This window comes from Methylobacterium sp. WL12, assembly GCF_008039475.1.
GTDB lineage: Bacteria > Pseudomonadota > Alphaproteobacteria > Rhizobiales > Beijerinckiaceae > Methylobacterium > Methylobacterium cerastii.
On the sequence record NZ_VRUW01000015.1, the window covers coordinates 41,128 to 66,957 of the forward strand.

25 protein-coding genes and 1 riboswitch are annotated in these 25,830 nt (G+C 72.1%); of the genes, 8 read left to right on the forward strand and 17 right to left on the reverse strand.

Translation table 11 applies throughout. The features are described 5' to 3' along the window. Positions 1-5: 5 nt before the first annotated feature. From FV226_RS08650 to FV226_RS08665, 4 genes are all read right to left on the reverse strand, one after another. A complete protein-coding gene (locus FV226_RS08650; RefSeq protein WP_147752108.1) occupies positions 6-893 on the reverse strand; it encodes a branched-chain amino acid ABC transporter permease in 888 nt (295 codons plus the stop codon). A gap of 66 nt (positions 894-959) precedes the next feature. Beyond that, positions 960-2,162, reverse strand: a complete 1,203-nt coding sequence (locus FV226_RS08655) for an ABC transporter substrate-binding protein (RefSeq protein ID WP_147762592.1) — start codon at positions 2,160-2,162, stop codon at positions 960-962. A 128-nt stretch (positions 2,163-2,290) separates the two neighbouring features. After that, complete coding sequence (locus FV226_RS08660; protein WP_147762617.1) at positions 2,291-3,031, reverse strand: ABC transporter ATP-binding protein; 741 nt, start codon at positions 3,029-3,031, stop codon at positions 2,291-2,293. 22 nt (positions 3,032-3,053) lie between these two features. After that, positions 3,054-3,812, reverse strand: a complete 759-nt coding sequence (locus FV226_RS08665) for an ABC transporter ATP-binding protein (protein WP_147752112.1) — start codon at positions 3,810-3,812, stop codon at positions 3,054-3,056. Positions 3,813-4,009: 197 nt separating this feature from the next. Next, a riboswitch (glycine riboswitch) is annotated at positions 4,010-4,111 on the forward strand. 157 nt (positions 4,112-4,268) lie between these two features. Between FV226_RS08665 and gcvT the strand changes: the two genes are divergently transcribed. From gcvT to FV226_RS08685, 4 genes are all read left to right on the forward strand, one after another. Further along, a complete protein-coding gene (gcvT, locus tag FV226_RS08670; RefSeq protein ID WP_147762593.1) occupies positions 4,269-5,432 on the forward strand; it encodes a glycine cleavage system aminomethyltransferase GcvT in 1,164 nt (387 codons plus the stop codon). 36 nt (positions 5,433-5,468) lie between these two features. After that, the gene (gcvH, locus tag FV226_RS08675; protein WP_147762594.1) at positions 5,469-5,831 is read left to right on the forward strand and encodes a glycine cleavage system protein GcvH; all 363 of its coding nucleotides are present in this window, start codon (positions 5,469-5,471) and stop codon (positions 5,829-5,831) included. 97 nt (positions 5,832-5,928) lie between these two features. After that, positions 5,929-8,784 (forward strand): aminomethyl-transferring glycine dehydrogenase, encoded by a 2,856-nt coding sequence (gene gcvP / locus FV226_RS08680; RefSeq protein ID WP_147762595.1) that lies wholly within the window; start codon positions 5,929-5,931, stop codon positions 8,782-8,784. A 208-nt stretch (positions 8,785-8,992) separates the two neighbouring features. Next, positions 8,993-9,838: a transglutaminase family protein gene (locus FV226_RS08685; protein ID WP_147754008.1), complete on the forward strand. Its 846-nt coding sequence runs from the start codon at positions 8,993-8,995 to the stop codon at positions 9,836-9,838. A 335-nt stretch (positions 9,839-10,173) separates the two neighbouring features. Here the strand turns inward: FV226_RS08685 and FV226_RS08690 are convergent, their stop codons facing one another. The 9 genes from FV226_RS08690 to FV226_RS08730 form a co-directional block, all read right to left on the reverse strand. Continuing rightward, positions 10,174-10,680: a YidB family protein gene (locus FV226_RS08690; RefSeq protein ID WP_147762596.1), complete on the reverse strand. Its 507-nt coding sequence runs from the start codon at positions 10,678-10,680 to the stop codon at positions 10,174-10,176. A 258-nt stretch (positions 10,681-10,938) separates the two neighbouring features. After that, on the reverse strand, positions 10,939-11,385 hold the full coding sequence (locus tag FV226_RS08695; protein WP_147762597.1) for a BA14K family protein: 447 nt from the start codon (positions 11,383-11,385) through the stop codon (positions 10,939-10,941). A 124-nt stretch (positions 11,386-11,509) separates the two neighbouring features. Continuing rightward, positions 11,510-11,893: a CsbD family protein gene (locus FV226_RS08700; RefSeq protein WP_147754005.1), complete on the reverse strand. Its 384-nt coding sequence runs from the start codon at positions 11,891-11,893 to the stop codon at positions 11,510-11,512. A 106-nt stretch (positions 11,894-11,999) separates the two neighbouring features. Next, positions 12,000-12,203, reverse strand: a complete 204-nt coding sequence (locus tag FV226_RS08705; protein WP_147762598.1) for a CsbD family protein — start codon at positions 12,201-12,203, stop codon at positions 12,000-12,002. Between the two features lie 81 nt (positions 12,204-12,284). Next, entirely contained in the window at positions 12,285-13,214 is a 930-nt protein-coding gene (locus FV226_RS08710) for a PhnA-like protein (RefSeq protein WP_147762599.1), read from the reverse strand. 122 nt (positions 13,215-13,336) lie between these two features. After that, entirely contained in the window at positions 13,337-13,840 is a 504-nt protein-coding gene (locus FV226_RS08715) for a CsbD family protein (protein WP_147762600.1), read from the reverse strand. A 53-nt stretch (positions 13,841-13,893) separates the two neighbouring features. After that, the gene (locus FV226_RS08720) at positions 13,894-14,055 is read right to left on the reverse strand and encodes a CsbD family protein (protein WP_147754002.1); all 162 of its coding nucleotides are present in this window, start codon (positions 14,053-14,055) and stop codon (positions 13,894-13,896) included. Between the two features lie 91 nt (positions 14,056-14,146). After that, the gene (locus FV226_RS08725) at positions 14,147-15,610 is read right to left on the reverse strand and encodes a helix-turn-helix transcriptional regulator (protein WP_147762601.1); all 1,464 of its coding nucleotides are present in this window, start codon (positions 15,608-15,610) and stop codon (positions 14,147-14,149) included. Between the two features lie 130 nt (positions 15,611-15,740). After that, positions 15,741-17,315, reverse strand: a complete 1,575-nt coding sequence (locus tag FV226_RS08730; RefSeq protein ID WP_147762602.1) for a LysM peptidoglycan-binding domain-containing protein — start codon at positions 17,313-17,315, stop codon at positions 15,741-15,743. A gap of 341 nt (positions 17,316-17,656) precedes the next feature. Between FV226_RS08730 and FV226_RS08735 the strand changes: the two genes are divergently transcribed. The 3 genes from FV226_RS08735 (at position 17,657) to FV226_RS08745 (ending at position 21,616) form a co-directional block, all read left to right on the forward strand. Then, entirely contained in the window at positions 17,657-18,262 is a 606-nt protein-coding gene (locus FV226_RS08735; protein WP_238272815.1) for a sigma-70 family RNA polymerase sigma factor, read from the forward strand. Positions 18,263-18,593: 331 nt separating this feature from the next. Continuing rightward, positions 18,594-20,009 (forward strand): TAXI family TRAP transporter solute-binding subunit, encoded by a 1,416-nt coding sequence (locus FV226_RS08740; RefSeq protein WP_147762603.1) that lies wholly within the window; start codon positions 18,594-18,596, stop codon positions 20,007-20,009. Between the two features lie 221 nt (positions 20,010-20,230). Continuing rightward, complete coding sequence (locus FV226_RS08745; protein WP_246691535.1) at positions 20,231-21,616, forward strand: CHASE3 domain-containing protein; 1,386 nt, start codon at positions 20,231-20,233, stop codon at positions 21,614-21,616. On the opposite strand, the gene FV226_RS08750 is transcribed toward FV226_RS08745, so the two are convergent. Next, the gene (locus tag FV226_RS08750) at positions 21,574-21,759 is read right to left on the reverse strand and encodes a hypothetical protein (RefSeq protein ID WP_147762604.1); all 186 of its coding nucleotides are present in this window, start codon (positions 21,757-21,759) and stop codon (positions 21,574-21,576) included. The genes FV226_RS08745 and FV226_RS08750 overlap by 43 nt on opposite strands. 338 nt (positions 21,760-22,097) lie before the next feature. On the opposite strand from FV226_RS08750, the gene FV226_RS08755 reads away from it, so the two are divergent. Further along, a complete protein-coding gene (locus FV226_RS08755; RefSeq protein WP_246691536.1) occupies positions 22,098-23,192 on the forward strand; it encodes a phosphoesterase in 1,095 nt (364 codons plus the stop codon). A 140-nt stretch (positions 23,193-23,332) separates the two neighbouring features. Here FV226_RS08755 and FV226_RS08760 read toward each other — a convergent pair whose 3' ends face one another. The 3 genes from FV226_RS08760 to FV226_RS08770 all read right to left on the reverse strand — a co-directional run bounded on the left by FV226_RS08760 (position 23,333) and on the right by FV226_RS08770 (position 25,788). After that, positions 23,333-23,953: a hypothetical protein gene (locus tag FV226_RS08760; RefSeq protein WP_147762605.1), complete on the reverse strand. Its 621-nt coding sequence runs from the start codon at positions 23,951-23,953 to the stop codon at positions 23,333-23,335. Positions 23,954-24,311: 358 nt separating this feature from the next. Further along, positions 24,312-24,599, reverse strand: a complete 288-nt coding sequence (locus FV226_RS08765; protein WP_246688306.1) for a hypothetical protein — start codon at positions 24,597-24,599, stop codon at positions 24,312-24,314. A 37-nt stretch (positions 24,600-24,636) separates the two neighbouring features. After that, a complete protein-coding gene (locus tag FV226_RS08770) occupies positions 24,637-25,788 on the reverse strand; it encodes a chromosome partitioning protein ParA (protein ID WP_147762606.1) in 1,152 nt (383 codons plus the stop codon). Between the last annotated feature and the right edge of the window lie 42 nt (positions 25,789-25,830).

The following is a 25,830-nucleotide window of genomic DNA, read 5'->3' on the forward strand; positions in this document are numbered from 1 at the left end:
GAGAATCATGCCGTCCGGCCGAACAGGCCGGCGGGCTTCACCAGCAGCACCAGCACCATGATCACGAAGATGACGGTGGCCGAGGCCTCGGGGTAGAACACCTTGGTCAGCCCCTCGATCAGCCCGAGGCCGAAGCCGGTGATGACCGAGCCGAGGATCGAGCCCATGCCGCCGATCACCACCACGGCGAAGACCACGATGATGATGTCGGCGCCCATGTTGGGGTTGACCGAGTAGATCGGCGCGGCGAGCACCCCGGCGAAGCCCGCGAGCGCGACGCCGAACCCGTAGGTCAGGGTCAGGAACAGGGGCACGTTGACGCCGAAGGCCTGGACCAGCGTCGGGTTCTCGGTGGCCGCGCGCAGGTACGAGCCGAGCTTGGTCTTCTCGATGACGAGCCAGGTGGCCAGGCACACGGCCAGCGACGCGACCACGACCCAGGCGCGGTAGTTCGGCAGGAACATGAACGGCAGGCGCTGGCCGCCCGACAGTTCCGGCGGGATCGCGTAGGGCAGGCCCGAGACGCCGTAGGAGTTGCGGAACAGCCCCTGGATGATCAGCGCCATGCCGAAGGTCAGCAGCAGGCCGTAGAGGTGGTCGAGCTTGTACAGCCGCGCGATCAGCACCCGCTCCAGCACGATGCCGAAGGCGCCGACGATCAGCGGCGCGAGCCCCAGCGCCCACCAGTAGTTCACCCCGAGGTAGTTGAGCAGCATCCAGGCGACGAAGGCGCCCATCATGTACAGCGCCCCGTGGGCGAAGTTGATGATGTTCAGGAGCCCGAAGATGATCGCCAGCCCGAGGCTGAGGATCGCGTAGAACGAGCCGTTGATCAGCCCGAGCAGGAGCTGGCCGAACAGCGCCTGCATCGGAACGCCGAAGATCGTGGTCATCGCAACTCAGCCATCGCCTGTTCCGACCCCGCGGCGCGCCGCGCGCCGCGGGGGTGCCTCACACGCTCAACCCTTCACGAGGGGGCATCCGCCCTCGTTCAGCGGGCGGAACACCTCGTTGCCGGGGATGGTGGCCAGCGTCTTGTAGAGGTCCCACTCGCCCTTGGACTCGGCGGGCTTCTTGACCTCGAACAGGTACATGTCGTGGATCTTGCGCCCGTCGACGCGGATCGTGCCCTTGCCGAACAGCGGGTCGTCGGTCGGCATCTCCTTCATCTTGGCGACCACCTTGGCGCCGTCGGAGGACGCCTTCAGGGCCTCGACCGCCTTGAGGTAGTGCAGCGTGCCCGCGTAGACGCCGGCATGGTTGGCGGTCGGCTTCTTGCCGCCCATCTGCTTGGCGAACCGGTCCGAGAATTCGCGGGTGGCGTCGGTGAGGTCCCAGTAGAACGGCTCGGTCAGGACCAGGCCCTGCGCCACCTTGGTGCCGAGCGAATGCACGTCGGAGGAGAAGACGAGGAGGCCGGCCAGCGCCTGGCCGCCCTCGGTGATGCCGAACTCGCCGGCCTGCTTGATCGCGTTGATGGTGTCGGCCCCGGCGTTGGCCAGACCGATCACCTTGGCGCCCGACCCCTGCGCCTGCAGCAGGAACGAGGAGAAGTCGGCGGTCGGGAACGGGGTCTTGACCGAGCCGACGACCTTGCCGCCGTTCTTGGTGACGACCGTGGTGGTGTCGCGCTGGAGCGTCTGGCCGAAGACGTAGTCGGCGGCGAGGAAGAACCAGGTGTCGCCGCCGCGCTTGACCATGGCGCCGCCGGTACCGTTGGCGAGCGCCACGGTGTCGTAGACCCAGTGGACGGTGTTGGGGGTGCATTGCACGCCGGTGAGGTCGGCGGTGCCGGCGCCGGTGTCGATGAAGGTCTTGTTCTTCTCCTTGGTGACCTGGTTGATCGCCAGGGCCACGGAGGAGGTCACGCCGTCGATGATCATGTCGACGCCGTCGCGGTCGTACCATTGCCGCGCGATCGCCGAGCCGACGTCGGGCTTGTTCTGGTGGTCGGCGGCGATGACCTCGACCTTGAGGCCCTTGTCGGCGGCCTTGAAGTCTTCCACCGCCATCCGGGCGGCCACGAGCGAACCTTCGCCCGCGATGTCGGCGTAGACGCCGGAGCGGTCGGTGAGCACGCCGATCTTGACGGGGGTCTGGGCTTGCGCGGCCGCCGTCGTCAGGGTCCCCAGCGCGGCGGCAAGCAGCATTCGTCTCAGCATCCGGTCCGTCCTCCTCGGTGCGCCGGCCGTTTTGCGCGTCGGGGCTGAATGCCCGTCCGTCGCCAGACCTTGTTCGGCGCGCTTCTCTTCGTATTCGGACTGATGAGTCCGTCGGTGCCCGGGGTGTTTCAGACCCCGAGGTAGGCGTGGAGCTTGTCGATATTGGCGTCAAGCGCGTCGTTGGCGATCTCGTCGACCACCCGCCCCTGCTCGATCACCACGTGGCGGTCGGCCAGCGTCTGGGCGAAGCGGAAGTTCTGTTCGACGAGCACGATGGTGTAGCCGCGCCCCTTCAGCTCGCGGATCGTCCGGCCGATCTGCTGGACGATGACGGGGGCGAGCCCCTCGGTCGGCTCGTCGAGCAGGATCAGCTTGGCGCCGGTGCGCAGGATGCGGCCGATGGCAAGCATCTGCTGCTCGCCGCCAGAGAGCTTGGTGCCCTGGCTGCCGGCCCGCTCCTTGAGGTTCGGGAACAGGGTGTGGATCTCGGCCACCGACATGCCGCCGGGCTTCACCACCGGCGGCAGCATCAGGTTCTCGGCGACCGTCAGGCTCGCGAAGATCCCGCGCTCCTCCGGCACGTAGCCGAGGCCGAGCCGCGCGATGTTGCGCGAGGCCATCGCGATCGTCTCGACGCCCTCGTAGGTGATCGAGCCGGCGCGGCGGCCGAGGATGCCAATGATGGCGCGCAGGGTCGTGGTCTTGCCCGCCCCGTTGCGGCCGAGCAGCGTCACCACCTCGCCGGCCCGCACGTCGAGGTCGATGCCGTGGAGCACATGGCTCTCGCCGTACCAGCCCTTCAGGCCCCGCACCGCCAGGAGGGCGTCCGGGACCGCGCGCGGCACGGTCTTCAAAGCCGCCTCAGCCAAGCCTGTCTCAGCCATGCCTGCCTCAGCCATGCCCGGCCCCGATATACGCTTCGATCACGCGCGGATCCTTCGACACGGTGGCGTAGTCGCCCTCCGCCAGCACCTGGCCCCGGGCGAGCACGGTGATCCGGTCCGAGAGCGAGGCCACCACCGACAGGTTGTGCTCGACCATCAGGATGGTGCGGTCCTTGCCGACGCGGCGGATCAGGCTCGCGGTGCGCTCGACGTCCTCGTGGCCCATCCCGGCCATCGGCTCGTCGAGCAGCAGCATTTCGGGATCGAGGGCCAGGGTCGTCGCGATCTCGAGCGCGCGCTTGCGGCCGTAGGACAGCTCCACCGCCTGGTGCCCGGAGAACGCCGACAAGCCGACCTGGTCGACGAGGTCCAGCGCCTCGGCGTCGAGGCGGCGCAGCACCTTCTCGGCCCGCCAGAAGTCGAACGAATCGCCGTGCTTGCGCCGCTGAAGCGCGATGCGGACGTTCTCCATCACCGTGAGGTGCGGGAACACCGCCGAGATCTGGAACGAGCGCACCAGCCCCAGCCGGGCGACGTCGGCCGGCTGCAGGCGGCTGATGTCGCGGCCCTTGTAGTGGATCGCCCCGGCGGTCGGGCTGAGGAACTTGGTGAGCAGGTTGAAACAGGTCGTCTTGCCGGCGCCGTTCGGGCCGATCAGCGCGTGGATCGTGCCGCGCACGACTTCGAGCGTCACGCCGTTGACCGCGCGGAACCCCTTGAACTCCTTGGTCAACCCAGTGGTGGACAGGATGATGTCCTGTGCCAAACGCAACCCTCCCCTGCATCTTTGGCAGGATGTATCGCCGGAAGCGTCGGCGCCGTCCATCGCGTTTTCGAGGGCGCCCCGAACATTCCCCGGCCGATGACACCCCTCTCCCGGACGAGAAGCGTGACAGCGAAGGCCCGTTGTCGGCTTGCCGCTTGCCGGCCCTTGAGAGGCATGCCAGTCTGACGGCGTCCGCATAAAGCGATACGGGAGAGCCCAGGCCGGTCCGACGACCGGTTATGGCGCCGACGGAGCAACCACCCCCGGAAACTCTCAGGCACAATCACCGTATCGTTGGACAATCTGGAGAGAGGCGCCGCCTGGCGTCCACCGAAGGAGAAACCTTGGAGGCCGCCGACGCGGCGTCCGGGGGAAGCTCTCAGGTAACCGCGACAGATGGGGGCAACCGAGGCGCGCGACCGCGTTCCTCGGCGGCTCGTGTCGTGGAATCACCAGATGCATGCGGATACCTTCGGGACCTTCGACGACACCCTCGCATCCGGGCCGCGGCGCACCCCGCTGCATGCCCTGCACCTGCGCCGCGGCGCGCGGATGGTGCCTTTCTCCGGCTACGACATGCCGCTGCACTATCCCGCCGGGCTGCTGAAAGAGCACCTCCACACCCGCGCCGGCGCCGGCCTGTTCGACGTCTCCCACATGGGCCAGATCGCGCTTCACGCGGACGACCCGGCGGACGCCGCCCGCGCCCTCGAAGCCCTGATCCCGGCCGACATCCTCGGGCTGAGGTCCGGCCGCCAGCGCTACGGCCTGCTGACCGACGCCGCCGGCGGCATCCGCGACGACCTGATGGTGGCCCGGTTCGGCGACCGGCTGGTGCTGGTGGTCAACGCGGCCAACAAGGCGGCCGACCTCGCGCATCTGCGGGCCAACCTGCCCGCCGCGGTGACGGCGACCCCGCTCGACCGGGCGCTCGTCGCGCTCCAGGGCCCGGCGGCGGAGGCCGCGCTCGCCCGCCTCGCCCCGGAGGTGGCGGCGATGCGCTTCATGGACGCCGCCGACATCCCGATCCTCGGCCAGGACTGCCTCGTGACCCGCTCCGGCTACACCGGCGAGGACGGCTTCGAGATCTCGGTGCCGGGCTTCGCCGCCGAGGCCCTGGCCGAGGCCTTGCTCGCGGACGGGTCCGTGATGCCGGCCGGGCTCGGCGCCCGCGATTCCCTGCGGCTCGAAGCGGGCCTGTGCCTGCACGGGTCCGACATCGGCCCCGGCACCACGCCTACTGAGGCCGGGCTGGCCTGGGCGATCCCGTCCGTCCGCCGTGCCGGCGGGGCGCGCGAAGGCGGGTTCCCGGGCGCGGCCCGCATCCTCGCCGAGATCGCCGCCGGCCCGCCCCGCCGCCGCGTCGGCCTGCGCCCGGAGGGGCGCAGCCCCGTGCGCGCCGGGGCGCCGCTGTTTGCCGACGCCGCCGCGCCCGAGCCCGTCGGCATCGTGACCTCCGGCGGCTTCGGGCCGAGCCTCGGCGCGCCGGTGGCGATGGCGATGCTGCCCATAGCGCTGGCTGCCGCCGGCACCCGCCTCCTCGCCGAGGTCCGCGGCCAGCGCCTGCCCGTCCAGGTCGTCCCCCTCCCCTTCGTCCCGGCCGGATTCAAGCGCGGCTGATCCGGCCCGCCCTCCCCATCCCTCAGGAGCCAAGGCATGTTGCGATTCACCGACGAGCACGAGTGGCTGAAGGCGGAGGGCGCGGTCGTCACCGTCGGCATCACGGCGCATGCCGCCGAGCAGCTCGGCGACCTCGTCTTCATCGAGCTGCCGAAGGTCGGGGCCCGGCTCGCCAAGGGCGAGGCGGCGGCGGTGGTCGAGTCGGTGAAGGCGGCCTCCGACGTCTACGCGCCGCTCTCGGGCGAGGTCGTCGCGGTCAACGACGCGGCGGTCGCGGACCCGGCGACGGTGGGCACCGATCCGCAAGGGGCCGGCTGGCTCTACCGCCTGCGCCTCGACGACCCGTCCGAGATGGACGGGCTGATGGACGAGGCCGCCTACGCCGCCTTGCCGAAGTAGCCGCCTTGCCGAAGTAGCCGCCTGCCGAAACAACCGCCTGCGATGCGCCGGCGGCCCTTCGCCCTTCCAAAGGCCCACTCCGAGCCGGGACGCCGCCATGACCGCGCATTACGACCCCTACGACTTCGCCAACCGCCGCCACATCGGCCCGACGCAGGCCGAGATCGACGCGATGCTCGCCGCCGTCGGGGCGCCGAGCCTGGAGGCCCTGATCGACGAGACGCTGCCCCCCGACATCCGGCAGGCGCAGCCGCTGGCGGAGGAGGACGCCTTCGGCCCCGCCGTCACCGAGCGCCGGGCGATCGAGCGGATGCGCGAGATCGCCGACCGCAACCGCGTCCTCGTCTCGCTGATCGGCCAGGGCTATCACGGCACGACGATGCCGCCGGCGATCCAGCGCAACATCTTCGAGAACCCGGCCTGGTACACGGCGTATTCGCCCTACCAGCCGGAGATCAGCCAGGGGCGGCTCGAGGCCCTGATCAACTTCCAGACCCTGGTCTGCGACCTCACCGGCCTCGACGTCGCCAACGCCTCGCTGCTGGACGAGGCCACCGCGGCGGCCGAGGCGATGGGCCTCGCCCGCCGCGTCGCGGCCTCGAAGGCCGACGCCTTCTTCGTCGATCGCGACTGCCTGCCCCAGACCATCGCCGTGCTGAAGACGCGGGCGGCGCCCATGGGCTGGCGCGTCGTCGTCGGCTGCCCCTTCGCCGACCTCGATCCGGCCGAGGTCTTCGGGGCGATCTTCCAGTACCCGGGGGTCGGCGGCGCAATCCACGACTTTTCGGGGCCGATCGCGGCCCTGCACGCGGCCGGCGCCATCGCCGCGGTCGCCGCCGACCCGCTGGCGCTGACGCTGCTCAAATCGCCCGGCGAGATGGGCGCCGACGTCGCGATCGGCTCGATGCAGCGCTACGGCGTGCCGATGGGGTTCGGCGGCCCGCACGCCGCCTACATGGCGACGCGCGACGCGCACAAGCGGGCGCTGCCCGGCCGCCTCGTCGGCGTCTCGGTCGACGCCCACGGCCGCCGCGCCTACCGCCTCGCGCTGCAGACCCGCGAGCAGCACATCCGCCGGGAGAAGGCGACCTCGAACATCTGCACCGCGCAGGTGCTGCTCGCCGTCATCGCCTCGATGTACGCGGTGTTCCACGGCCCGGCCGGGCTGAAGGCCATCGCCCAGCGCGTCCACCGCGACGCGGTGCGCCTCGGCAGGGGGCTCGCGGACCTGGGCTTTGCGGTCGAGCCCGAGCACTTCTTCGACACGATCACCGTCCGGGTCGGGGCGTTCCAGGGGGTGTTCCTGGCGCGCGCGGTCGCCAACGGGGTCAACCTGCGCAAGGTCGGCGACGACCGCATCGGCATCACGGTGGACGAGCGCACCCGCCCCGACATCCTCCAGGCGGTGTGGCGCGCCTTCGGCGCCGACGACCCGGCCTACGACGAGGCCTGGCCCGAGCCGCGCCTCCCCGAGGCGCTGGTGCGCACCTCGGCCTACCTCACCCACCCGGTCTTCCACATGAACCGGGCCGAGAGCGAGATGACGCGCTACATGCGCCGCCTCGCCGACCGCGACCTGGCGCTCGACCGGGCGATGATCCCGCTCGGCTCCTGCACGATGAAGCTCAACGCCACCGCCGAGATGCTGCCGATCTCCTGGCCGGAATTCTCCGAGATCCATCCGTTCGTGCCGGCCGACCAGGCGGCGGGCTACCACGCGCTGATCGGCGACCTCTCCGACAAGCTCTGCGCGATCACCGGCTACGACGCGATCTCGATGCAGCCGAACTCGGGCGCGCAGGGCGAATACGCCGGGCTGCTGGCGATCCGGCGCTACCACCTGTCCCGCGGCGAGGCGCACCGGACGATCTGCCTGATCCCGTCCTCGGCCCACGGCACCAACCCGGCCTCGGCGCAGATGTGCGGGATGAGCGTGGTGGTGGTCGGCGCCGACGCCGACGGCAACATCGACGTGGAAGACTTCCGCGCCAAGGCCGAGCGGCATTCCGGACACCTCGCCGCCTGCATGATCACCTATCCCTCGACCCACGGGGTGTTCGAGGCGCGGGTGCGCGAGCTCTGCGACGTGGTCCACGCCCATGGCGGCCAGGTCTACCTCGACGGCGCCAACCTCAACGCGCTGGTGGGCCTGGCGCGGCCCGGCGACATCGGGGCGGACGTGAGCCACCTGAACCTGCACAAGACCTTCTGCATCCCGCATGGCGGCGGCGGGCCGGGCATGGGGCCGATCGGCGTCAAGGCGCACCTGATCCCGTTCCTGCCCTCCGACCCGCGCTCGGGCACGGAGGGCGCGGTGTCGGCTGCCCCCTACGGCTCGGCCTCGATCCTGCCGATCTCGTGGAGCTACTGCCTGATGATGGGCGGGCGCGGCCTCGCCCAGGCGACGCGGGTCGCGATCCTCAACGCCAACTACATCGCCGCCCGGCTCGGGCACGCCTACCCGATCCTCTATGCCGGCGCGAACGGCCGGGTCGCGCACGAATGCATCGTCGACGTGCGCCCCTTCCAGAAGAGCGCCGGCGTCACGGTGGAGGACGTCGCCAAGCGCCTGATCGATTGCGGCTTCCACCCGCCGACCATGAGCTGGCCGGTGGCCGGCACGCTGATGATCGAGCCGACCGAATCCGAGACCAAGGCCGAGATCGACCGGTTCTGCGACGCGATGCTGGCGATTCGCGATGAGATCCGCGCCATCGAGGACGGGCGGATCGACCGGGCGAACAACCCGCTCAAGAACGCCCCCCACACGGTGCAGGACCTGATCGGCGCCTGGGAGCGGCCCTATTCCCGCGAGGCCGCCTGCTTCCCGTCGGGCGCACGCGGCATCGACAAGTACTGGCCGCCGGTCAACCGCGTCGACAACGCCTACGGCGACCGCAACCTGATGTGCTCCTGCCCGGCCCCGGACAGCTACGAGGAAGCCGCGGAATGAGCCGGCGCCGGCGACGCGTTTCCGGCCTCTTGCAGGCTCCTTGCCGGCCCCCGGCCGGCGCGCGTCGCGGGTTCGGCGCCCGGAACGACGGTTCCGCGCCATTTGCCGACTCTTTGGGCGCCGAATGCCTTTCCTGGGACTTCCGCTTCAGGAACAAACACCTCTACCGATATTTGGAAACTCTTTCCTCCTTGCGGCGGGGCGCTCGATGAAGATCCGGACCGGCTACACGATCGGCTACGACACGTTCGGGCCGACGCCGCTCACCTACCAGCTCAACGTCCACCCCTCGCGGGCCATCGACCTGCTCACCTCGGACGCGATGCGGGTCGACCCCCCGGTGCCGATGCGGACCTACACCGACGCGTTCGGCAACACCTGCGTGCGCCTGCTGTCGCCGGGCGGGCGCGTCACGGTTTCGGCCGACTTCCTGATCGCCGACAGCGGCGAGCTCGACGCCTACGAGCCGACCGCGCGGCAATTCGCGGTGCAGGACCTGCCCGACGACGTGCTCGTGTTCCTGCTGGGCTCGCGCTACTGCGAGACCGACAAGCTCTCCGCCATCGCGTGGTCGCTGTTCGGCACGACGCCGGAGGGCTGGGCCCGGGTCCAGGCGATCGTCACCTGGGTGCACCAGCGCATCCGCTTCGACTACCAGCTCGCCGACGCCACCCGCTCGGCCTTCGACGGCTACAACCAGCAGGTCGGCGTCTGCCGCGACTACGCGCATCTCGCCGTCGCCCTGTGCCGCTGCATGAACATCCCGGCGCGCTACTGCACCGGCTATCTCGGCGACATCGGCGTGCCGGTGGACATCAACCCGATGGACTTCTCGGCCTGGTTCGAGGTCTACCTCGACGGCCCGACCGGCGGCCGCTGGTACACGTTCGACGCCCGCCACGACGCCCGCCGGATCGGCCGCATCGTGATCGCGCGCGGCCGCGACGCCACCGACGTCGCGATCTCGACGAGCTTCGGCACGGCGCTGCTGGCGCAGTTCGACGTCCACACCGACGCGGTGCCCGACGACTTCGTGCTGATGCAGGCCGCTTGAGCGGCCCTTTGCAGGGCCGTCGCTCGAAGGCGCCGGCCCTGTTTTTCCAAACGTCCTCGATCACGCCGCCGGGCCGGGGTCATCCCGCCGCTGCGGCGGATCGCGTGGTGGCCGGGCGCCCGCGACGCCGCTATCCGGCCGCGATGGATCCGATCGCGCTCGCCCTGATGGCCACCGCCCTCACCTATTCCGGCTACGTCGTGCTGCTCGGTTGGCGGTGACGGGCGCATGCCGCCCCTCCCTGCCTCGCACGACGGGCCAGGGAACGAAAAAGACCGCACCCGGCATGGAGGCCGGATGCGGTCGTCGGAGGACCCGCCGCGAACCCGACGGGTTCAGGCCGGGCTGCGGCCGTCGGCGGCGTAGCGGTCGATGGCCGAGGGAAGCTCACGCGAGAGGCGGGCCAGCAGCGCCGACCGGCTCAGGCCGGTCTGCTGAGTCAGGTGGTCGAGGGTGTCCGGACCGATGGCGCGCTCGAGGTCGGCCTCGCGGATGTCGCGGTTGGGGCCCTGGTTGACCCAGGAGCTGGCGGCCTCGCCGTGGCCGCCCTTGGTGAAGTGGTCCACCAGCTCGCTCAGGCCGCTGGCGATGAGCCCGCCGACGCCGGCCGTGCCGACGCCGCCGAGGAGGCTGCCCAAGGTGCCGAGGCCGTTGCCGGAGGCAGAGGTCCCGGTCGCCGTGGTGTTGGGGACGCGCGGGACGGTGCCAGCGTTCGGCACGGTGTCATGGCTCGGCACCGTGTCGTGGCCCTTCAGCAGCTCCGCGATCTTGTCGCGGTTCTGGTAGCCGGCCACGGCCAGCAGGCCCAGCAGCGCGGTCATCGAGGGATAGCCCTTGCTCATCGGTCGTCCTTGTCGGTTGAGAAGGTGGAAGGTCCGGGCGGTGGCCTAGAGCATTTTCCATGATCACCGGATCACGGAAAATGCTCTAACTGACTGTGTAGTCGTATTTTCTTCACGCGAGCCGGCATCCACCTCGCTTGAAAATGCTCTAGGGAAACGCTGCGGGCTCGAAAAGGCACCAGACGTCGAAGCGACGGACGAAGCCAGGGCGTCATCGGGCCGGACCCGTCGCGCATGTGGGTCCGGCGGGATGGGCGATCACGGGCAGGGGTGGCGGTCGCCGTCGTTGCCGAGATAGGTCCCGCTCGATGCGTCGTAGGAGCGGAAGCGGCGGGCGCAGGCGGCCACCGCCTCGGGGTTCGGTCCGCCCTGCACCACCACCGGCGCGGCCTGCGCCTGCGAGTTGGCGATGGCGCCGCCGATGATCGCGCCGGCCGCAAGGCCCGCCACGCCCGCGCCGACCGCGGCGCCGACGCCGGGACCCCGGCGATAGCCGTAGCCGCGACCGTAGCCGTAGCTCCGGCCGTAGCCGCGGCCGCCGCGCCAGCCGTAGCGATGGCCGAACCGGCGGTACTGGACGTACCCGGTCGGGAGGTCGCCGTGCGCGAGCGCCGCGATCGGGGCGGCGGGAGCCGGCGCCGCCTCAGCCGGCAGCCCGACCAGGGTGGCCGCGACGGCGGCGGCGAGGGCGAGGGACAGCTTCATCGTGATCGTCTCCTGATGATGGCGCGTTCTTGTGCGTCGGGGGCGGCGCGCGGACTCGGCCGGCCTCGATGGACCAACCGGGGCGGCGCCCGCGCCTAGGGCGAAGGACGCTCGCCCCGTCGTTTCAGTCCCTGGAGCGCGACAGCCAGCCGACCGCGAAGGCGACGGCGGCGAGGCCGAGCAGGGCGGAGCTGCGGTGGTCGTCGGCGTATCGCAGGGCGCTGCGGCCGTAGGCGGTCCCGCGCTTGCGGGCGTGGCGGGCGACGCCGCGGCCCTCTTCGATCCAGTGGCCGGCGCGGTCCTGCGCCGCGTGGGCGAGGTCGCGTCCGTCGTCGAGGAGATCCTCGGCACGGTCGCGGGCGCGGCCGTAGGCGTATTGCGCGCCGCCGGCCACCTGGTTGACGGCGCCGCGGACCTGGCGGGCCGGGTCGCCGGTGAGGCCGCCCAGCGCGGTCTGGGCACGGCCTTTGATGTGGCGCGATGCACCGCGGATCTGGTCGCCGTTCATGGGATTCTCCTGCATTCGACGATGTCGGGGGCGGCCGGGCCGTCGGCTCGGTCGCCCACCGTGTTTCGGGCCAGGGCGTTCGGGTTCAGCGCTTGCCGGTGGGCTTTCAGCGCTTGCCGGTCGCCTTGTCGACCAGGGACGACACGTCGTCCTTGGCCTCGCCGACGGTGCGCTGGGCCTCGCCCTTGAGCTCCTGCGCCTTACCCTCGACGACGAGCCCGTCGTTGCCCGTGATCTTGCCGGCGGCCTGCTTGACGTTGCCGGCCGCCTCGTTGGCGAGGCCCTTCAGCTTGTCCGTGGTGCTGCTCATCGGATGGCTCCTTTCGAGAGAATAGGGTGAGTGGCGTGGGCGATCGGTCCCGGCCGGCCGTATGGGCCGGCCGGGTGGGGCTCAGGCGCGGCGGGGGGCGTAGCCGGCGACGAGGGTCGGCAGCTTCGGGGCGCCGAAGCGGCCGCCGAGGAAGCCGGCGAGCGCACCGAGGATCAGCGCCAGGGCACCGTAGAACGCGCCCTGGGTGGCGGCGCTGCGGGTGGCCTCGGCGGCGACCTTGGCCTTCTGCTTGGCGTCGGCGAGCGCCGCCTCGTACTGCTTCTCGTAGCCCTGAATCTGCGTCTTGGCCTGGTCGGCCGGAATGCCCTGGGCCTTGGCCAGCGCGTCGGCGGCGCGGTTCTCGGCCTGGGCCTTCTGCGCCGGGTCGCCCGAGAGCAGGGCGCGGATCGCGGAGGCGGCGGCGTCGCGCAGCGCCTGCGGGTCCTGGCCGGCCGCCTGCTGACGCACCGACTTCTCGATCCCGTCGAGCGGGTTCGAGATCTGCGCCAGCGACGGGGCAGCCGCCTGGGCCGCGGTCTGCACGGTGCCGCCGACCAGCGAGCCGGCACCGCCCAGCGTGCTGGTCACGCCCGAGAACGCGCCGCCGACGATGCCGCCGACGGCGGAGCTGAGCAGGTAGAGCACGACCAGCGTCGTCACCGCCCAGGAGACGAGGCCGTGCAGGCCGGCCGCCCCCGCGATGGGCTTGCCCGAGAGGCGCCCGGCGATGAGGCCGCCGGCCAGCGACGCGACGATGCCGGACCCGACGAACCAGAGGCCGGCACCCATCGACAGGGTCGAGGCGGCGGGGTTGTCGGCGGCGGGACCGCCGACGCTGGACAGGCCGACGCCGACGCCGACCATGTTGAGGACGACCTGGGCCACCAGGGCGGTGACGGCGCCGGCGAAGATCGCGCCCCACGAGACCTGGTTCAGCAGGACGGTGCGGGTGTCGGCCGCGGCGGCGTTCGGGACGGTGGAAGGGGTCGCGAGGATGGGAGAGGAAGTCACGGTACGGCTACTCCGGGGTCGTCGGTCGTCCGAGAAGGTCGGTCGTTCGAGGGGGTGATGGATAGGGCGTGAAAGGGCGAAGGCCCGCCGGACCGCGGCGCGGTTCGCCTGGGCCCCGCGGGTCAGTCGCGGCCGTGGATGAGGAGGCCGAGGCCGTAGCCGAGGAGGCCGACCACCAGCAGCGCGGCGATGGGGTGCTCGGCGATCCGACCGGTGGCTGCGCCGCCGCCCTGGCGCAGGGCGCGGGCGCCGTCCTCGTAGGCGTCGCCGGCGCGGTCGTAGGCCTTGCCGCCGGCGCTGCGGACGTAGCGCTCGCCGCGGTCGTAGGCGTCCTCGGCGGCGCCCTGCGCCCGGCGGGCGCGGTCCTCGACGTCGTCCGACCCGACGAGGTTGCCGACCGCGTCGCGGACGCGGCCGCCGAGGTCGCGGGCGGTGTCGGCCACCGTCTCGGCGGCGTCGCGGACGGTGTCCTTGGCCTGGCCGTAGAGGTTCTCGGCGGCGCCCTGCGCCTCGCGGGCGCGGCCCTCGACCGAGTCGCGCTTCGAGCCGGTGAGGTCGCCGACCGCGCCCTGCACCTTGCCGCCGAACTCCTTGGCGGCGCCCGTGATCCGATCCGTGTCGACCATGATGTTCTTATCCTACGTTAGGTTTTCGAGGGGAATGAGCGATACGGGTGAGGCTACGGCTTGGACCGGGTCTTTGGTTTCACGCCGTCGCTCGGTAATTTCTGCTGATCCTTGCCTTCGGTCTCGACCTTTCCGTCGCCGATCAGCTTGCCGATCGCCTCCCTGACCGAGCCTTTGATCTTGTCGGCGTGCTCGGATGTCTTCTGCGTGCTCATGCTGGATCTCCGCGGCGGCCAGGATGACGTCGAAGCCTGAGATGGCCCGCCGATCCGGCGAGGCAATGATGCAGACGTACTGGTTGGACGGTCATTTTTTGTCAGGCGGCGACAACGGGAAGCCGTTGTCCCGGCCCCAGACGATCGCTTCCGTGCGCTTGTGGACGTTGAGCTTGCGGTAGAGCGAGGCGGAGTGGTTCCGCACCGTGTTGCGCGACAGGTTCAGGCGCTGCGCGATCGCCTCGTCGCCTAGGCCCTGGCAGATCAGGTCGAGGATCTGGCGCTCGCGCACGGTGAGGTTCGGGGCGATGCCGTCCCGGTGGTCGGTGCCCGGCCGGCGCAGGTTGGCGAGCTTCTCGATCAGCCCGCGGCTGAACCAGGACGTGTCGGCCATCGCCGCCTCGACCGCCTCGAACATCTCGCGCTCGCTGCGCTTGCGCGCGGTGATGTCCTGCAGGACGATGAGGGCGAAGGCCGTGTCGCCGATCTCGACGCGCTCGGCCGAGGCGAGGCAATCGAGGCTCGTCCCGTCCTGGTGGCGCAGGCAGACCTCGAGCCCGAGTACGAAGCCGGTGCGCAGCAACGCGGTCTCGAACCGGGTCCGCGCCGCATCGTGGACCCAGAGGCCGATCTCGTCGGGCGAGCGCCCCACCATCGCGTCGGCCGCGTAGCCGAAGACGCGGGCGAAGGCCTCGTTCACGCCGGTGACGGCGAAATCCTCGGCGCGCGCGATCAGCGTCGGCACCGGCGTCAGGCGGAACGCCTTGGCGAAGCGCTCCTCGCTCTGGCGGAGCGCGGTCTCGGCCTTCTTGCGCAGCTCCAGGTCGGCGAAGGTGAACAGCATGCACGGCTCGTCGCCGAGCTCCATCGGCTGGCCGGCGACGATGACGAAGCGGGTGCCGCCGTCCGGCAACTCGAGGCAGGCCTCCATCTGCGGGATGGTGGCGCCTTCGTTGAGGCGGTTGATCGCGAGGTCGCGGTTGCGGGCGTTGGCCAGCACGTCGACCTCGTAGACGCTGCGGCCGATCACGGCGTCGCGGGTGTAGCCGGTCATCTCCAGGAAGCCGACGTTCACCTTGACGTGGCGCAGGTCCGACAGCCGGCAGATCACGGCCGGCGCCGGGTTGGCGTTGAAGGTGGTCTCGAACCGGTCCTCGGCCTCGAATTGCTCCGAGACGTCCTTGAGGATCAGGGCGAGGCAGCTCGGGGTGCCCTCGCGGTCGGTCGCCACCAGGCTGCGCAGCGAGTGGACGAAGTCGACGCCGGGCCGGTCGGTGCGCTTCACGTCGACGATGACGTCGTGGAAGCGCTCGCCGGAGACGACCCGCTCCATCGGGTACTGGTTCGGGGTGTGGTTGTTGCGGTAGCGCAGGGCGAAGCGCTCGCGGTAGATCTCCACGGTCTCGCCGAGCTCGCCCAGCGTCTCGGCCCCGTGCATCGCCAGCGCGGCCGCGTTGGCGTAGGCGATGGTCTGGTCGGGCTCGACCAGGATCACCCCCTCGCTGAGGCCGGCGACGATCTGCCGAAGCTCGTGCCTGTCGACGCCCGCAACCACCTTGGCCCACCTTCTCGATCACCAGCGAAATCGAAGCGCGAAACAGCGTCGTCCCCGCGCGGTTCCAGCAATTCTTGAGGCGGACCGGCCCGTTCGGGCGAGGCCCGGGATCGAAAGCCCGCTCAGGCCGTCAGCCGCGCTCCCCGGCCTGCCCGGCCTCGGGCGCGCCCTCGCTCGGCAGCACGAAGATCTGCCCGGGATAGATCAGGTCGGGATCGCGGATCTGGTCCTGGTTGGCGTCGTAGATCACCGAGTACCGGTCGCCCGCGCCGTAGGTGCGCCGGCTGATCTCCCATAGGCTGTCGCCGCGCGCGATCGTGGCGGTCCTGACCTCCGGAACGAACACGTCGGCGCCGCCGCCCGGCTCGGATGGCCCACGCGCCGCCGGGGTTTCGGCGGCGAGCCCTGGTGAAGCGGGAGTGACCGCGGTCCGGTCGGACTCGTCCGCCGCCTGCGCGTGCGCCGCCTTCGGCTCCGCCTCGGTCCCGGCTTTGCGCGCGGGCGCCGGCATCGCGAACGGCACCTCCACGCGGCTGCGGACCTTGCCCGAGGGCGCCTCGACCTGATCGAGCCGGACCTTGTAGGCCCCCGGCCCGACGCCGCGCCCGATGGTGAAGGTCACGGTTCCGTCGCGGCCGACGGCGGCGGGGGCGATCAGGGTGTCGTTGAGGTACAGCCGGACCGTCGAGCCCGGCGCCGAGCGGGCGGTGACGAACAACCGCCCCCCGTCCTGCGCGTCGATGCCGACGACCTTGACTCGGTCGGCGTTCGCGGCCGGGTCCGCGGCGGGCGCGTCCGGCCGCGCCGCCGCCACCGGCTCCCCGGCGACGGTTGCGCCACCACCCCGCGTGGCCTCCGCGCTTGCGGGGCCTCCGCCCGTGCCGTCGCGGTCGCCGCCAGGCCGGGCCGTCGCGGTGGGCGCATCCGTTCGCCCGGTGGCGCGCGCGGTCGCGGCCGGGTCCGGTTGCGACAGCACCCGGGTCGGCGCGTCCGGCGCGCTCAAGGCCACGAGCGGCTTCGCGTCCCGCGTGGGCGAGACCGCCACCGCGACGCTTTCCTGGGACCGGCGAATCCGGCCCTGGGCGTCGGTGACGGCAAGCCCGAGCTCGCTGTTGCCGGCCGGGAGGGCGGGCGGCACGATCGCGAACCGGCCTCCGGCGTCGGCGAGCGCCTGCGCCGTCGGCTTGCCGTCAACCAGCAGCGTCACGGTGCCGTTCGGCGTCGATCGGCCCGCCACGACGGCCTCCCCGTTCGGTTCGATGCGGAGGGTCTCGAAGGTCGGCGCGACCGGCTCCGCGGCGGGCAGGGTATTCTCGCCGCGGGCGCCGGCTGCTCGTCCGGCCTCGGCCTTCACCGTCGGCTCACCCGAAGCCGGCGTTCCATCCTCCGGCATGCGGGCGTCGCCGCGGCTGGCCAGGGCGGGCGCGGCCGAACCGTCGGCCGTCGAGGCCACCGGCAGGAAGGGCCGCTGGATCCCGTCGCGCCCGTAGAACGCGAGGATCAGCCCGATCCCGCAGAGCAGGGCGAGGAGCGCGACGGCGAGGCCGCGTCCACGCACCGCAGCCGGCGCCGGCGTCGCGGACGCGATGTCGGGCGCCGCGTCCGGCGTCCGGCGGCGCTTGCCGAGCAGGGTCGCGACGACGCCGACGCCGACGAGCAAGCCCAGGAACCACCGGACGAGTGCGCCACGCAGACCGATCGACATGCCGGAATCCCCCCTGCGGCGCCAGCCTCGGCGCCTGGCGGTCCCGGCTGTCGGGAGCGCGCGATCCGCCCCGGGGCGGCGGTGTCGCCGCGGCTCGGAGCAAGGCCCGTAACAACGTCGCGATGATCGGGTTCCATGGTGGGTTTGGGTGGAAACTGGTATAGTCGCACCATTGACGTGAACGTGATCGATCATCCAGAACCGAGGACACGAGCCGGACCGTAGAGAGCCTGGTCAACACCATCTCCTCTACGAACACAGGACGCACGATCCCTATGGACTTAAGTACAGAGCCTGAAGAACTCTCCGCGAGCGAGGGATTGCCCCGTCATGTCCGCGATATGATCGGCAGGCGCCTGGATGAACTCTTCCCGACGGTCGCCGAGGCCGACCCCGACACGCGCCTCGGGCAGGTCCTGCTTCGCTTGCGGGCCGCGCTGCTGGACGCCCAGGCGGAACGGCAGGTGACGAAGGCCTTCAGCGACAGCCTGATCCAGGCGGTGCCGCGGCTGCGCCGCTTCGCGATGATGCGCACCCGCAGCGCGGCGGAAGCCGACGACCTGGTGCAGGCGACCCTATTGAAGGCCTGGGAGAACCGGTCCCGCTTCCAGGCCGGCACCAACCTCGTCGCCTGGCTGTTCACGATCCTGCGCAACGCGCACATCAACCAGGGCAAGCGCTACCGGCGCGAGGTTCCGGACGTCGACGGCATCTTCGCCGCGGGCTTGAGCGCGCCGGCCGAGCAGGAGCACCGGATCGGGCTGATCGAGCTGCAGGTCGCGCTGGACGCACTTCCCGCCGAGCAGCGCGAGACCCTGCTCCTCGTGGTGATCGAGGGCCTGCCTTACGAGGAGGCGGCCCTCGTCCTCGGGTGCCAGCCGGGCACGGTGAAGAGCCGGGTGAGCCGGGCGCGCGAACGTCTCTCCCAGATCCTGGGCGTGGCGTGACCGACGGCGCGGCCGGCGCGACGCCCGAGGATTGGGCCGACGCGGAGGCCGCCGCCGCCCGCGTCCGCGCCGCCATCGACGGCTAACTTGCGATGCGGGCGCCCGAGCAGCGCGCGGCCTTCCGGAAGGCCGTCGTCCTCGGCTGTGGCGCCTCGGGCGCCGAGGTGTCTTGGTCGGTAGCAGCGCCGTCAAGGATGGGCTGATCGGCGCGAGATCCATCACGTTCTCTCGATCCGTGCCGTCGGCAGGCGACTGGACGGAGCCGATGTCGCACGCCGCGTGTTGAGGCGGTCGCGGACGCGGTCGTCCAGCTCATGGACCCATCGCCCCGATGCCGACGATTCCGCCCTGGCTGTTCACGCGCGGCACACTCGCCGCCGTCGCCATCGCGGGCCTCGTCGCGGCCGGAGCTGTTGCCGTCTACCTGGCCCAGGCGACGACGCTCGTCATCGCGGTCGCCCCACGCGACGGGACCGAGCCCGGCCTGATCAGGGCCTACGCCGACGCCCTCGACGCCGGCGGCAAGGCCGTCCGGTTCAAGATCCTGCCCTTCGATGACGTGCGCGAGAGCGCCGCGGCGCTCCAGGACGGGCGCGCCGACCTCGCGGTGGTGCGGCCCGACGTCGACCTGCCGACCAACGGCCTGACGCTGGCGATCCTGCGCGACCAGGCGATGATCATCGTCTCGCCGGAGACCGCCGGGATCGACGCGTTTCCCAAGCTCGGCGGCCGGCGGCTCGGCATCGCCGCGCACAAGGACGCCGACCTGTCGCTGCTGAAGAGCATCCTCGGCTATTACGGCCTGACCCTGGAGACGGGGCCCGTCGGCGCGAAGGTGCCGGCGCAGTCCGTCCTGCTCGTGCCGGTCGAGGGTGCGCAGGCGGGCCCGGCGATCCGGGCGCGGACGGTCGACGCCTTCGTGAGCATCATCGCCCCGTCGGCACCGAAGGCCCTGGCCCTCGTCGAGGCGGTCAAGGCCGTCAGCAAGGGCGGCAAGGTCGCCTTCGTCGGCGTGCCGGACGACGCGGCGATCATCGAGCGCTTCCCGCGCCTGCAGGCCGTCACGGTCCCGGGCGGGTTGTTCGGCGGGGCGCCCAAGCTTCCCGACGACGACGTCAAGACGGTCGGCGCCTCCTACCGGCTGATGGCCCGCGCCTCGCTCGGCCGGGTGGTCGCGGCCGACGTGACCCAGAACCTGTTCGAGTTGCGCACCGCCGCGGCCAAGACGAGCGATGCGGCCGAGTACGTGCTGGCGCCGGCCTACGAGACGACGGTGGCGGCCACGAGCGCGCGGATTCCGATCCACCCCGGCGCCATCGACTACTACGAGCGCGAGCAGCACAGCTTCGTCGACCGCTACGGCGACACCCTATACCTGCTGGCGGCGCTCGCCGGCGGCCTGGTCTCGGCGATGGCGTGGCTGCGGCAGCGGCTGGCCGGCCTGCGCCGCGAACGGATCGACGAGGTCACCGACCGCCTGCTGGCGATCATCGACGAGGCGCGCACCCTGCGCGACCCGGCCGCCATCGCGGCGCTGAACGTCGAGATCGACCGGCTCGCGACCGAGGTCGTCCGCTATGCCCGGGCGCGCGCGCCGGAGATGCGGACCATGGCCGCCGTGGGCATCGCCATCGAGACGGCCAAGGCCACCGTCGCCGATTGCCGCAACGCGGCTGCGGCCGGGCACGGGCCGGACAGCAAGCCGCCGTTCAAGCCGAGTCTGCATCTGGCCGGCGGCGAGGCATGACCGCCTTTCGCCTGCGCCGACGCCCGCCGTCGCGCGGCTTGCGCCGCGGGACGGACCGGGCCGGGTTTGCGCCCGCCCTTGCGAGCGATCGCCCGAGGGCCCGGAACGCCGACGGCGATCCGGGCGGCGATCCGGGCGGCTCTTCGGCGTCGCGCGATGGGCCGACCGCGCCTGAACCCGCCCGGACCTGGCGCGACGCCCCGTCCTCGCAGGTCTCGCCGATGGCGACCGCGGAACGGGGACCGGGCGGCCTGCCGGGGTTCGGGCGCGCGATGCTCCGCCTCACCCTGGTCCGGTCGCGGACCGTCACCTGGATGAGCGCGGGCTTTGCCGCCCTCGTCGTGATGATCGCCGTCGCGGTCGCGGGCGTCGTCTACCAGCAGCACGGGAGCGACGCCGTCCGCCATACGGTCGAGGTCGACGGCCGCCTCGCGCGGGTCCTGTCTGCGTTGCAGGATGCCGAGACCGGCCAGCGCGGCTTCATCATCAGCGGCGACGAGGCGTTCCTCGGGCCGTTCCTCGCCAGCCGGGAGGCCTTCGAGCGCAACCTCGACCGCCTGCGCGAGCGCGTCGCCGACAACCCGGAGCAGCTCGCGCAACTCGTTCGCCTGCGGGCGCTGGCGCATCGTTTCGCGGGCGAGCTCGACCAGGGCGTCGCCCTGCGCCGGGCGGGCGACGCGGCGGGAAGCGCACGGCTCGTCGCCGAGGGGCAGGGCAAGCGCACGATGGACGCGATCCGCACCCTGGTCCGCGAGATGGAGGCGCGCGAGGCGGCCCTGCTCGACGCGCGGCAGGAGGCGGTGTCGCGCGTCGCCCTCGCCGTCTGGGCGGCCGTCGCGGCGGTCGTCGTGCTCCTCGCCGTGCTCGCGACCACGGCCTTGCGGGAGGCCGGCCGCCGCGCGAGCCTGGCGCGGTTCCTCCCCGAGGAACTGTCCGGGCGGCTTGCGGACGCCGACGACAGCCTCCGGGTCGGCCGCCGGCAGAACGCCGCCGTGGCCTTCGTCGACATGCGCGGCTCGACCACCCTGGCCGAGAACCTCGACCCGCACGAACTCTCGGCCTTCCTCACCGCGTTCCGGCGCCGGGTGATGCGCATCGCCCGCCTTCGCGGCGGCGTGGTCGACAAGTTCATCGGCGACGGGGCGCTGGTCGTGTTCGGCCTGCCCGAGCCGCGGCCGGACGACGCCGCGCGGGCGCTCGCCTTCGCCAAGGACCTCGTCGCCATCATCGCCCGGTGGAACCTCAAGGACGACGGCCACGCCCCGGTGCGGATCGGCGTCGGCATCCACTACGGCGACCTGTTCTGCGGCATCATCGGCGAGGACATGCGCCTGGAATTCACCGTGCTCGGCGACACGGTGAACGTCGCCGCCCGCCTGGAGCAGGCGACGAAGGCGCACGGCGTGTCGATCCTGGTCTCGGACGCGGCGCGGCAGGCGGCGGGCTCGGATGCCGGCCGGTGGCGCGAGGTCGGCCGGGCCCCGTTGCGGGGCCGGACCGAGGCGATGCCCTACCACACGCCCGACGACGAGGACGCCGCGGGGCCGTCCCCTTCGGCGACGCCTCAGGATCGGGCTGCGGCTCCGAACGCATCCAGCGCCGCCTGACCGGCCTCGATCGCGTCCTCATCCGTCGCGTAGGTCTCCGGCGAGACCCGGAAGGACACGCCGCCCGCGTCCGTCAGGTGCCAGCGGTAGCGCCCGTGGGCGTCGTCGCGCGCCTCGACGGCGACGGGCGTCGGGTCGTCCATGGCTCAGCCTCCGTCGGTTCGACGCCACAGGTCGTCGCAGCGCTTGCTCCGAGGCGAGGGCCGGCGGGCACGGATCGGACCACCCAGGGTGCCGTCATGCCGCCGTCGCTCCGGACATCGCTGGCCAACGTGACGCGAATTCCGGCGTTCCGGGCGCATCCTGCGGCGGAAGCGCCCCGCCAAGCCGGGTTCGATCCGCGCCTCGCTGCCGCCCGCGGATGGGTTTTTCCGCGCCGCGCCGTCGTCGGATCGTGGGCTCGGACGTTGGCAGGATCGGGGGAAGCCTCGCTCGCTTCGCGCGCGGGCAGGCCGGGTGCGCGAGCGGAGTCGAGCGATTGATGACGAACACGGTGGGCACGGCCGGCCTCGGACGCCTGTCGGGACGCGACGACGTCCGCGCGGCGGCACGCGACGCCATGGCGGGCGCCCTCGCCGCGTTCGAGCCGGACGCGCCGGTGCTGGTGGTCAGCCACTTCGACGCCGACGGCCTGAGCGCGGCCGCCATCCTGATCCGGGCCCTGCGGCAGGCCGGGCGCGAGGCCGACGCCTTCGTCGTCGCCAAGGCCGAGTCGCCCTGGGACCCCGAGGTCGCCGCCCGCATCGCCACCCGTGCGCCCGGCGGCCTGATCGTCGCCGACCTCGGCACCCGGCCCGATCCCGTGCTGCCGGGCCGCCCGACGCTGGTGATCGACCACCACGTCCCGACCGGCGAACCGGAGGGCGCCGTCACCATCAGCGGGAACGGCCTCGATCCGGAGCCGACCACCGCCCTCCTCGCCTGGTGGGCCGCCGGCGCCCTGGGCGACCAGGCCGACCTCCTGTGGCTGGCCGCGGTCGGCCTGATCGGCGACATGGCCGAAGGGCTGGATTTTCCGGAGATGGCGGAGGCCCAGGCGCGCTGGGGCAAGACCGCCCTTCGCGACGCCACGGCGCTCGTCAACGCCCCGCGCCGCACGGCCGCCGCCGACGCCAGCCCCGCGCTGCGGCTCCTCCTCGGATCGGACGGCCCGAAGCGCATCACCAAGGGCGAGGACGCGGACGCGTCGGCTCTTCATGCGGCCAAGGCGGAGGTCCGCGCCGCCATGGAGGTGGCCAAGCGCGTGCCGCCCGCGATCGGCGGCGACGTCGCGCTGATCGTGCTGGACTCGCCCTGCCAGATCCATCCGCTGATCGCGCAGCAATGGCGCGGCCGGTTGAAGGACAAGGTCGTGATCGCCGCCAACGTCGGCTATCGGCCCGGCTGGGTCCACTTCGCCGCGCGCTCGGCGAGCGGGCGCGACCTCATCGCCTTCCTGGCCGAGCACCGCCCGGCCAACGCCGACGGACGCTACGGCAACGGTCACGCCCAGGCGACCGGCGGCGCGTTGCGGAACGCCGACTGGAACGGCTTCGTCCGCGGCCTCGGCTTTCCGAAGGCGGAGGTCGAGGCCTGACCGGCGATGTTTTAGCGCCGCGGCGTTCGCGTCCGCTCAGGCTGACGTGACGGAGCCGTCGAACGGTCGGGCGCCCGAGCGGCAAGACGCAGGGCGTGTCCTGCGTCGAGGACACGCCCTGCGACGGTTTTTGGGGTGGCTCAGCGACCCTGCTGCGGCATCAGCGAGCGGGCCTGCTGGACCGCGTCGCGGCAGGACTGGTCGCCCTTGGCGTTGAGGTCGGTGGCGCGCTGCAGCGCCGTCTTGGCCTGGGAGACCTTGTCCTCGGCCGAGAGGCTTGCCTGGGCCGACGGCTCGCCGCCCTTCGCGGCCTCGACGGCGGCGGTCGGCTTGTTCTCGGACTGCGCCCGCACGTCGGCCGGCGAGGTCGCGATCTGCCCGTTGGCGACGGAGTTGGCCTGGCCGGTCCCGGTCGCGGCGGCGACGGGGCCGGCGACGCCGCCGACCGTGCCCGGCGATCCGCCGGTCGCACGGGCGGCGCCGTCCTGCTGGGCGCGGCCCGTGTCGGCGTTCCCGACCGGCTTGGCCATGGCTCCGGTGGTGCTCGCCGTCTGGTCGGCCGCTCCCTCGTTCGGTCCCTTGCGCTGGCCGGTATCGGGCTGCGAGACGGGTGCGCCCATGCCGACCTGCGTTCCGAGCTCGCGCTTGAGCTTGGCGATGTCGTCCGAGCAGGGGCCGCCATCCTGGGCGTAGGCGGCCGTGTTGAGGAAGCCGAGGGTGGACAGGGCTGCGACGCCGCAAAGCATCTTCAAGCGAGACATGGATATCCTTTTATCAATCCGGTCGTCAACGCGGTCGTCGTCAACATGTTCAAGGTGAAAGGATCTATTTTACAATTTTTATCCTGGATATACGGTGGATGTTGAAGGATAGCCGAGGTGGGGCGCTTGGATGGCTCCCTGCGCACGGCTCGTTGCTTCCAGTCGCCGAAGAGGATGGGCGAAGCGCCCGGTCGGCACCCGTCTCCCTCGGTGGGGGCGTGACGCCATCGCGGCCGTAGGCCGAAAGCAGTGCGGGGCTCGGCCGGGCCGCACGAGGATACGAAGGGCCGAGCTGGCCTGAAACAGCCCCGCCCTCGCCCCCGTTCCGGCCGCGCCCCTGGTTCAACACGTCACAGGGTTACTCGTCCGCGTCGTCGGACGAGCGGCCGCGCGAGCGCTCGTAGGTGGCGATGGCCTGCGAGCAGGCCGGCGACAGGTTCGGGCGGTTGCGCTTGAAGCAGGCCTTCACCTCGGGGCCTCCGGGCTTCATGCCGGCACAGAGGCGGAGGTAGTCGCCACCGCAATTCGCCTTCATGGCCTCCATCTCGGGCCCTTCCTGCGCCGCCGACGGCTGCAGGAGAGCGAGGGGCAAGGTCAGGGCGGAGGCGAGGGCGAGCCCTGCGCGTGTGGTGAAGCGTCGGTTCATGTCGATCTCATGGTTGGTTGGGGGAAGCCGGCTGTCGTCAACGCGCAGGCTGCGGCGCGTTCCCGGGCTTGTTCGGTGCTGCGGCGGGCGGGCTGGCGAGTTGCTGGCGGGTCTCGGCGAGCTTCGCCTGGGCGGTGGCGAGGTCCTGCCGGGCCGTGGCCAGCCGTCCGTCGAGGGCCGCGGCCTCCGTGTTGCGGCTGGCCAGGGTCTCGGTGAGGGCGGCGAGTTCGCCCTGCGCGTCGGCCTGGCGCTTGCGCAGGGCGTCGAGGGCCGCGCTCGCGGCGTCGCGGTCGGCGGCGAGCTTCTGCGCCGCCTGCTCGGCCTGCCCCCGCTCGGACGCCACGCGGTCGCGCTGGGCCTGGGCCTCGGCGAGGTCCTTGCGGAGGCCGGTGAGGGCCTCGCGCGCCTGCTGGGCGTCGCGGTCGGCCTGCGCGATTTCGGCGGTCAGCCGGTCCTTGTCGGCGGTCAGGTCGGCGACCGCCTGCTCGGTGCCCGTGCGCTGGCCGACCACCTGCCCGGTCGCGGCGCGCGCCTCCGCCAGCTCCTTCTGGGCCGCGGCCGCGGCCTCGCGGGCGGTCTGCTGGCGCTCCTCGGCCTTGGCGAGGTCGGCCGTCTTGGCGGTCGCCTCCTGCGTCATGGTCGCGAGGTCGGCGCGGAGCTTGGCCTCCTGCACCCGGGCGTCCTCGAGGCGGCGCCCGACCTCGGCGAGGTCCTGGGCGCGGTCGGCGGCCGCCTTCTCGGCGGCGGCGACGGCCTCGCGCAGGGGCGTCAGCTTTCCCTCGGCCTGGGCGGTCTGGGCTTGCAGGTCGGCGAGCTTCTGCGACGCGGCGTCGGCGGACTTGCGCGCCTCGGACGCCTTGGCCTCGGCGGCCTGCTGATCCTTGGCCAGCGCCTCGGCACGCGATTTGGCCTGCTCCGCGGCCTGCGTCGCCTGCTGGTCCTGCTGCCGGGCGGTCGCGATCTTGGCCTGAAGCGCGCTCAAGGTGCCGGCCGTCGAGACCTGCCGGTCGAGGTCGGCGCGCAGCGCCGTCTGCTGGGTCTGCAGCTCCGCGATGCGGTGGTCGCGGGCGCCGCGCTGGCGCGCCCCGGCGATGGAGGCGACGACGAGCCAGACCAGCAGCACCGCGGCGACGACCGCGAGGCTGAACGGGAGGGGACGGCGCAGTTCCGAGCGATAGTCGATGGCCATGGGCGTCTCGCGATGTCGAAGGAGGGGTTGCGAAGGGAAGAC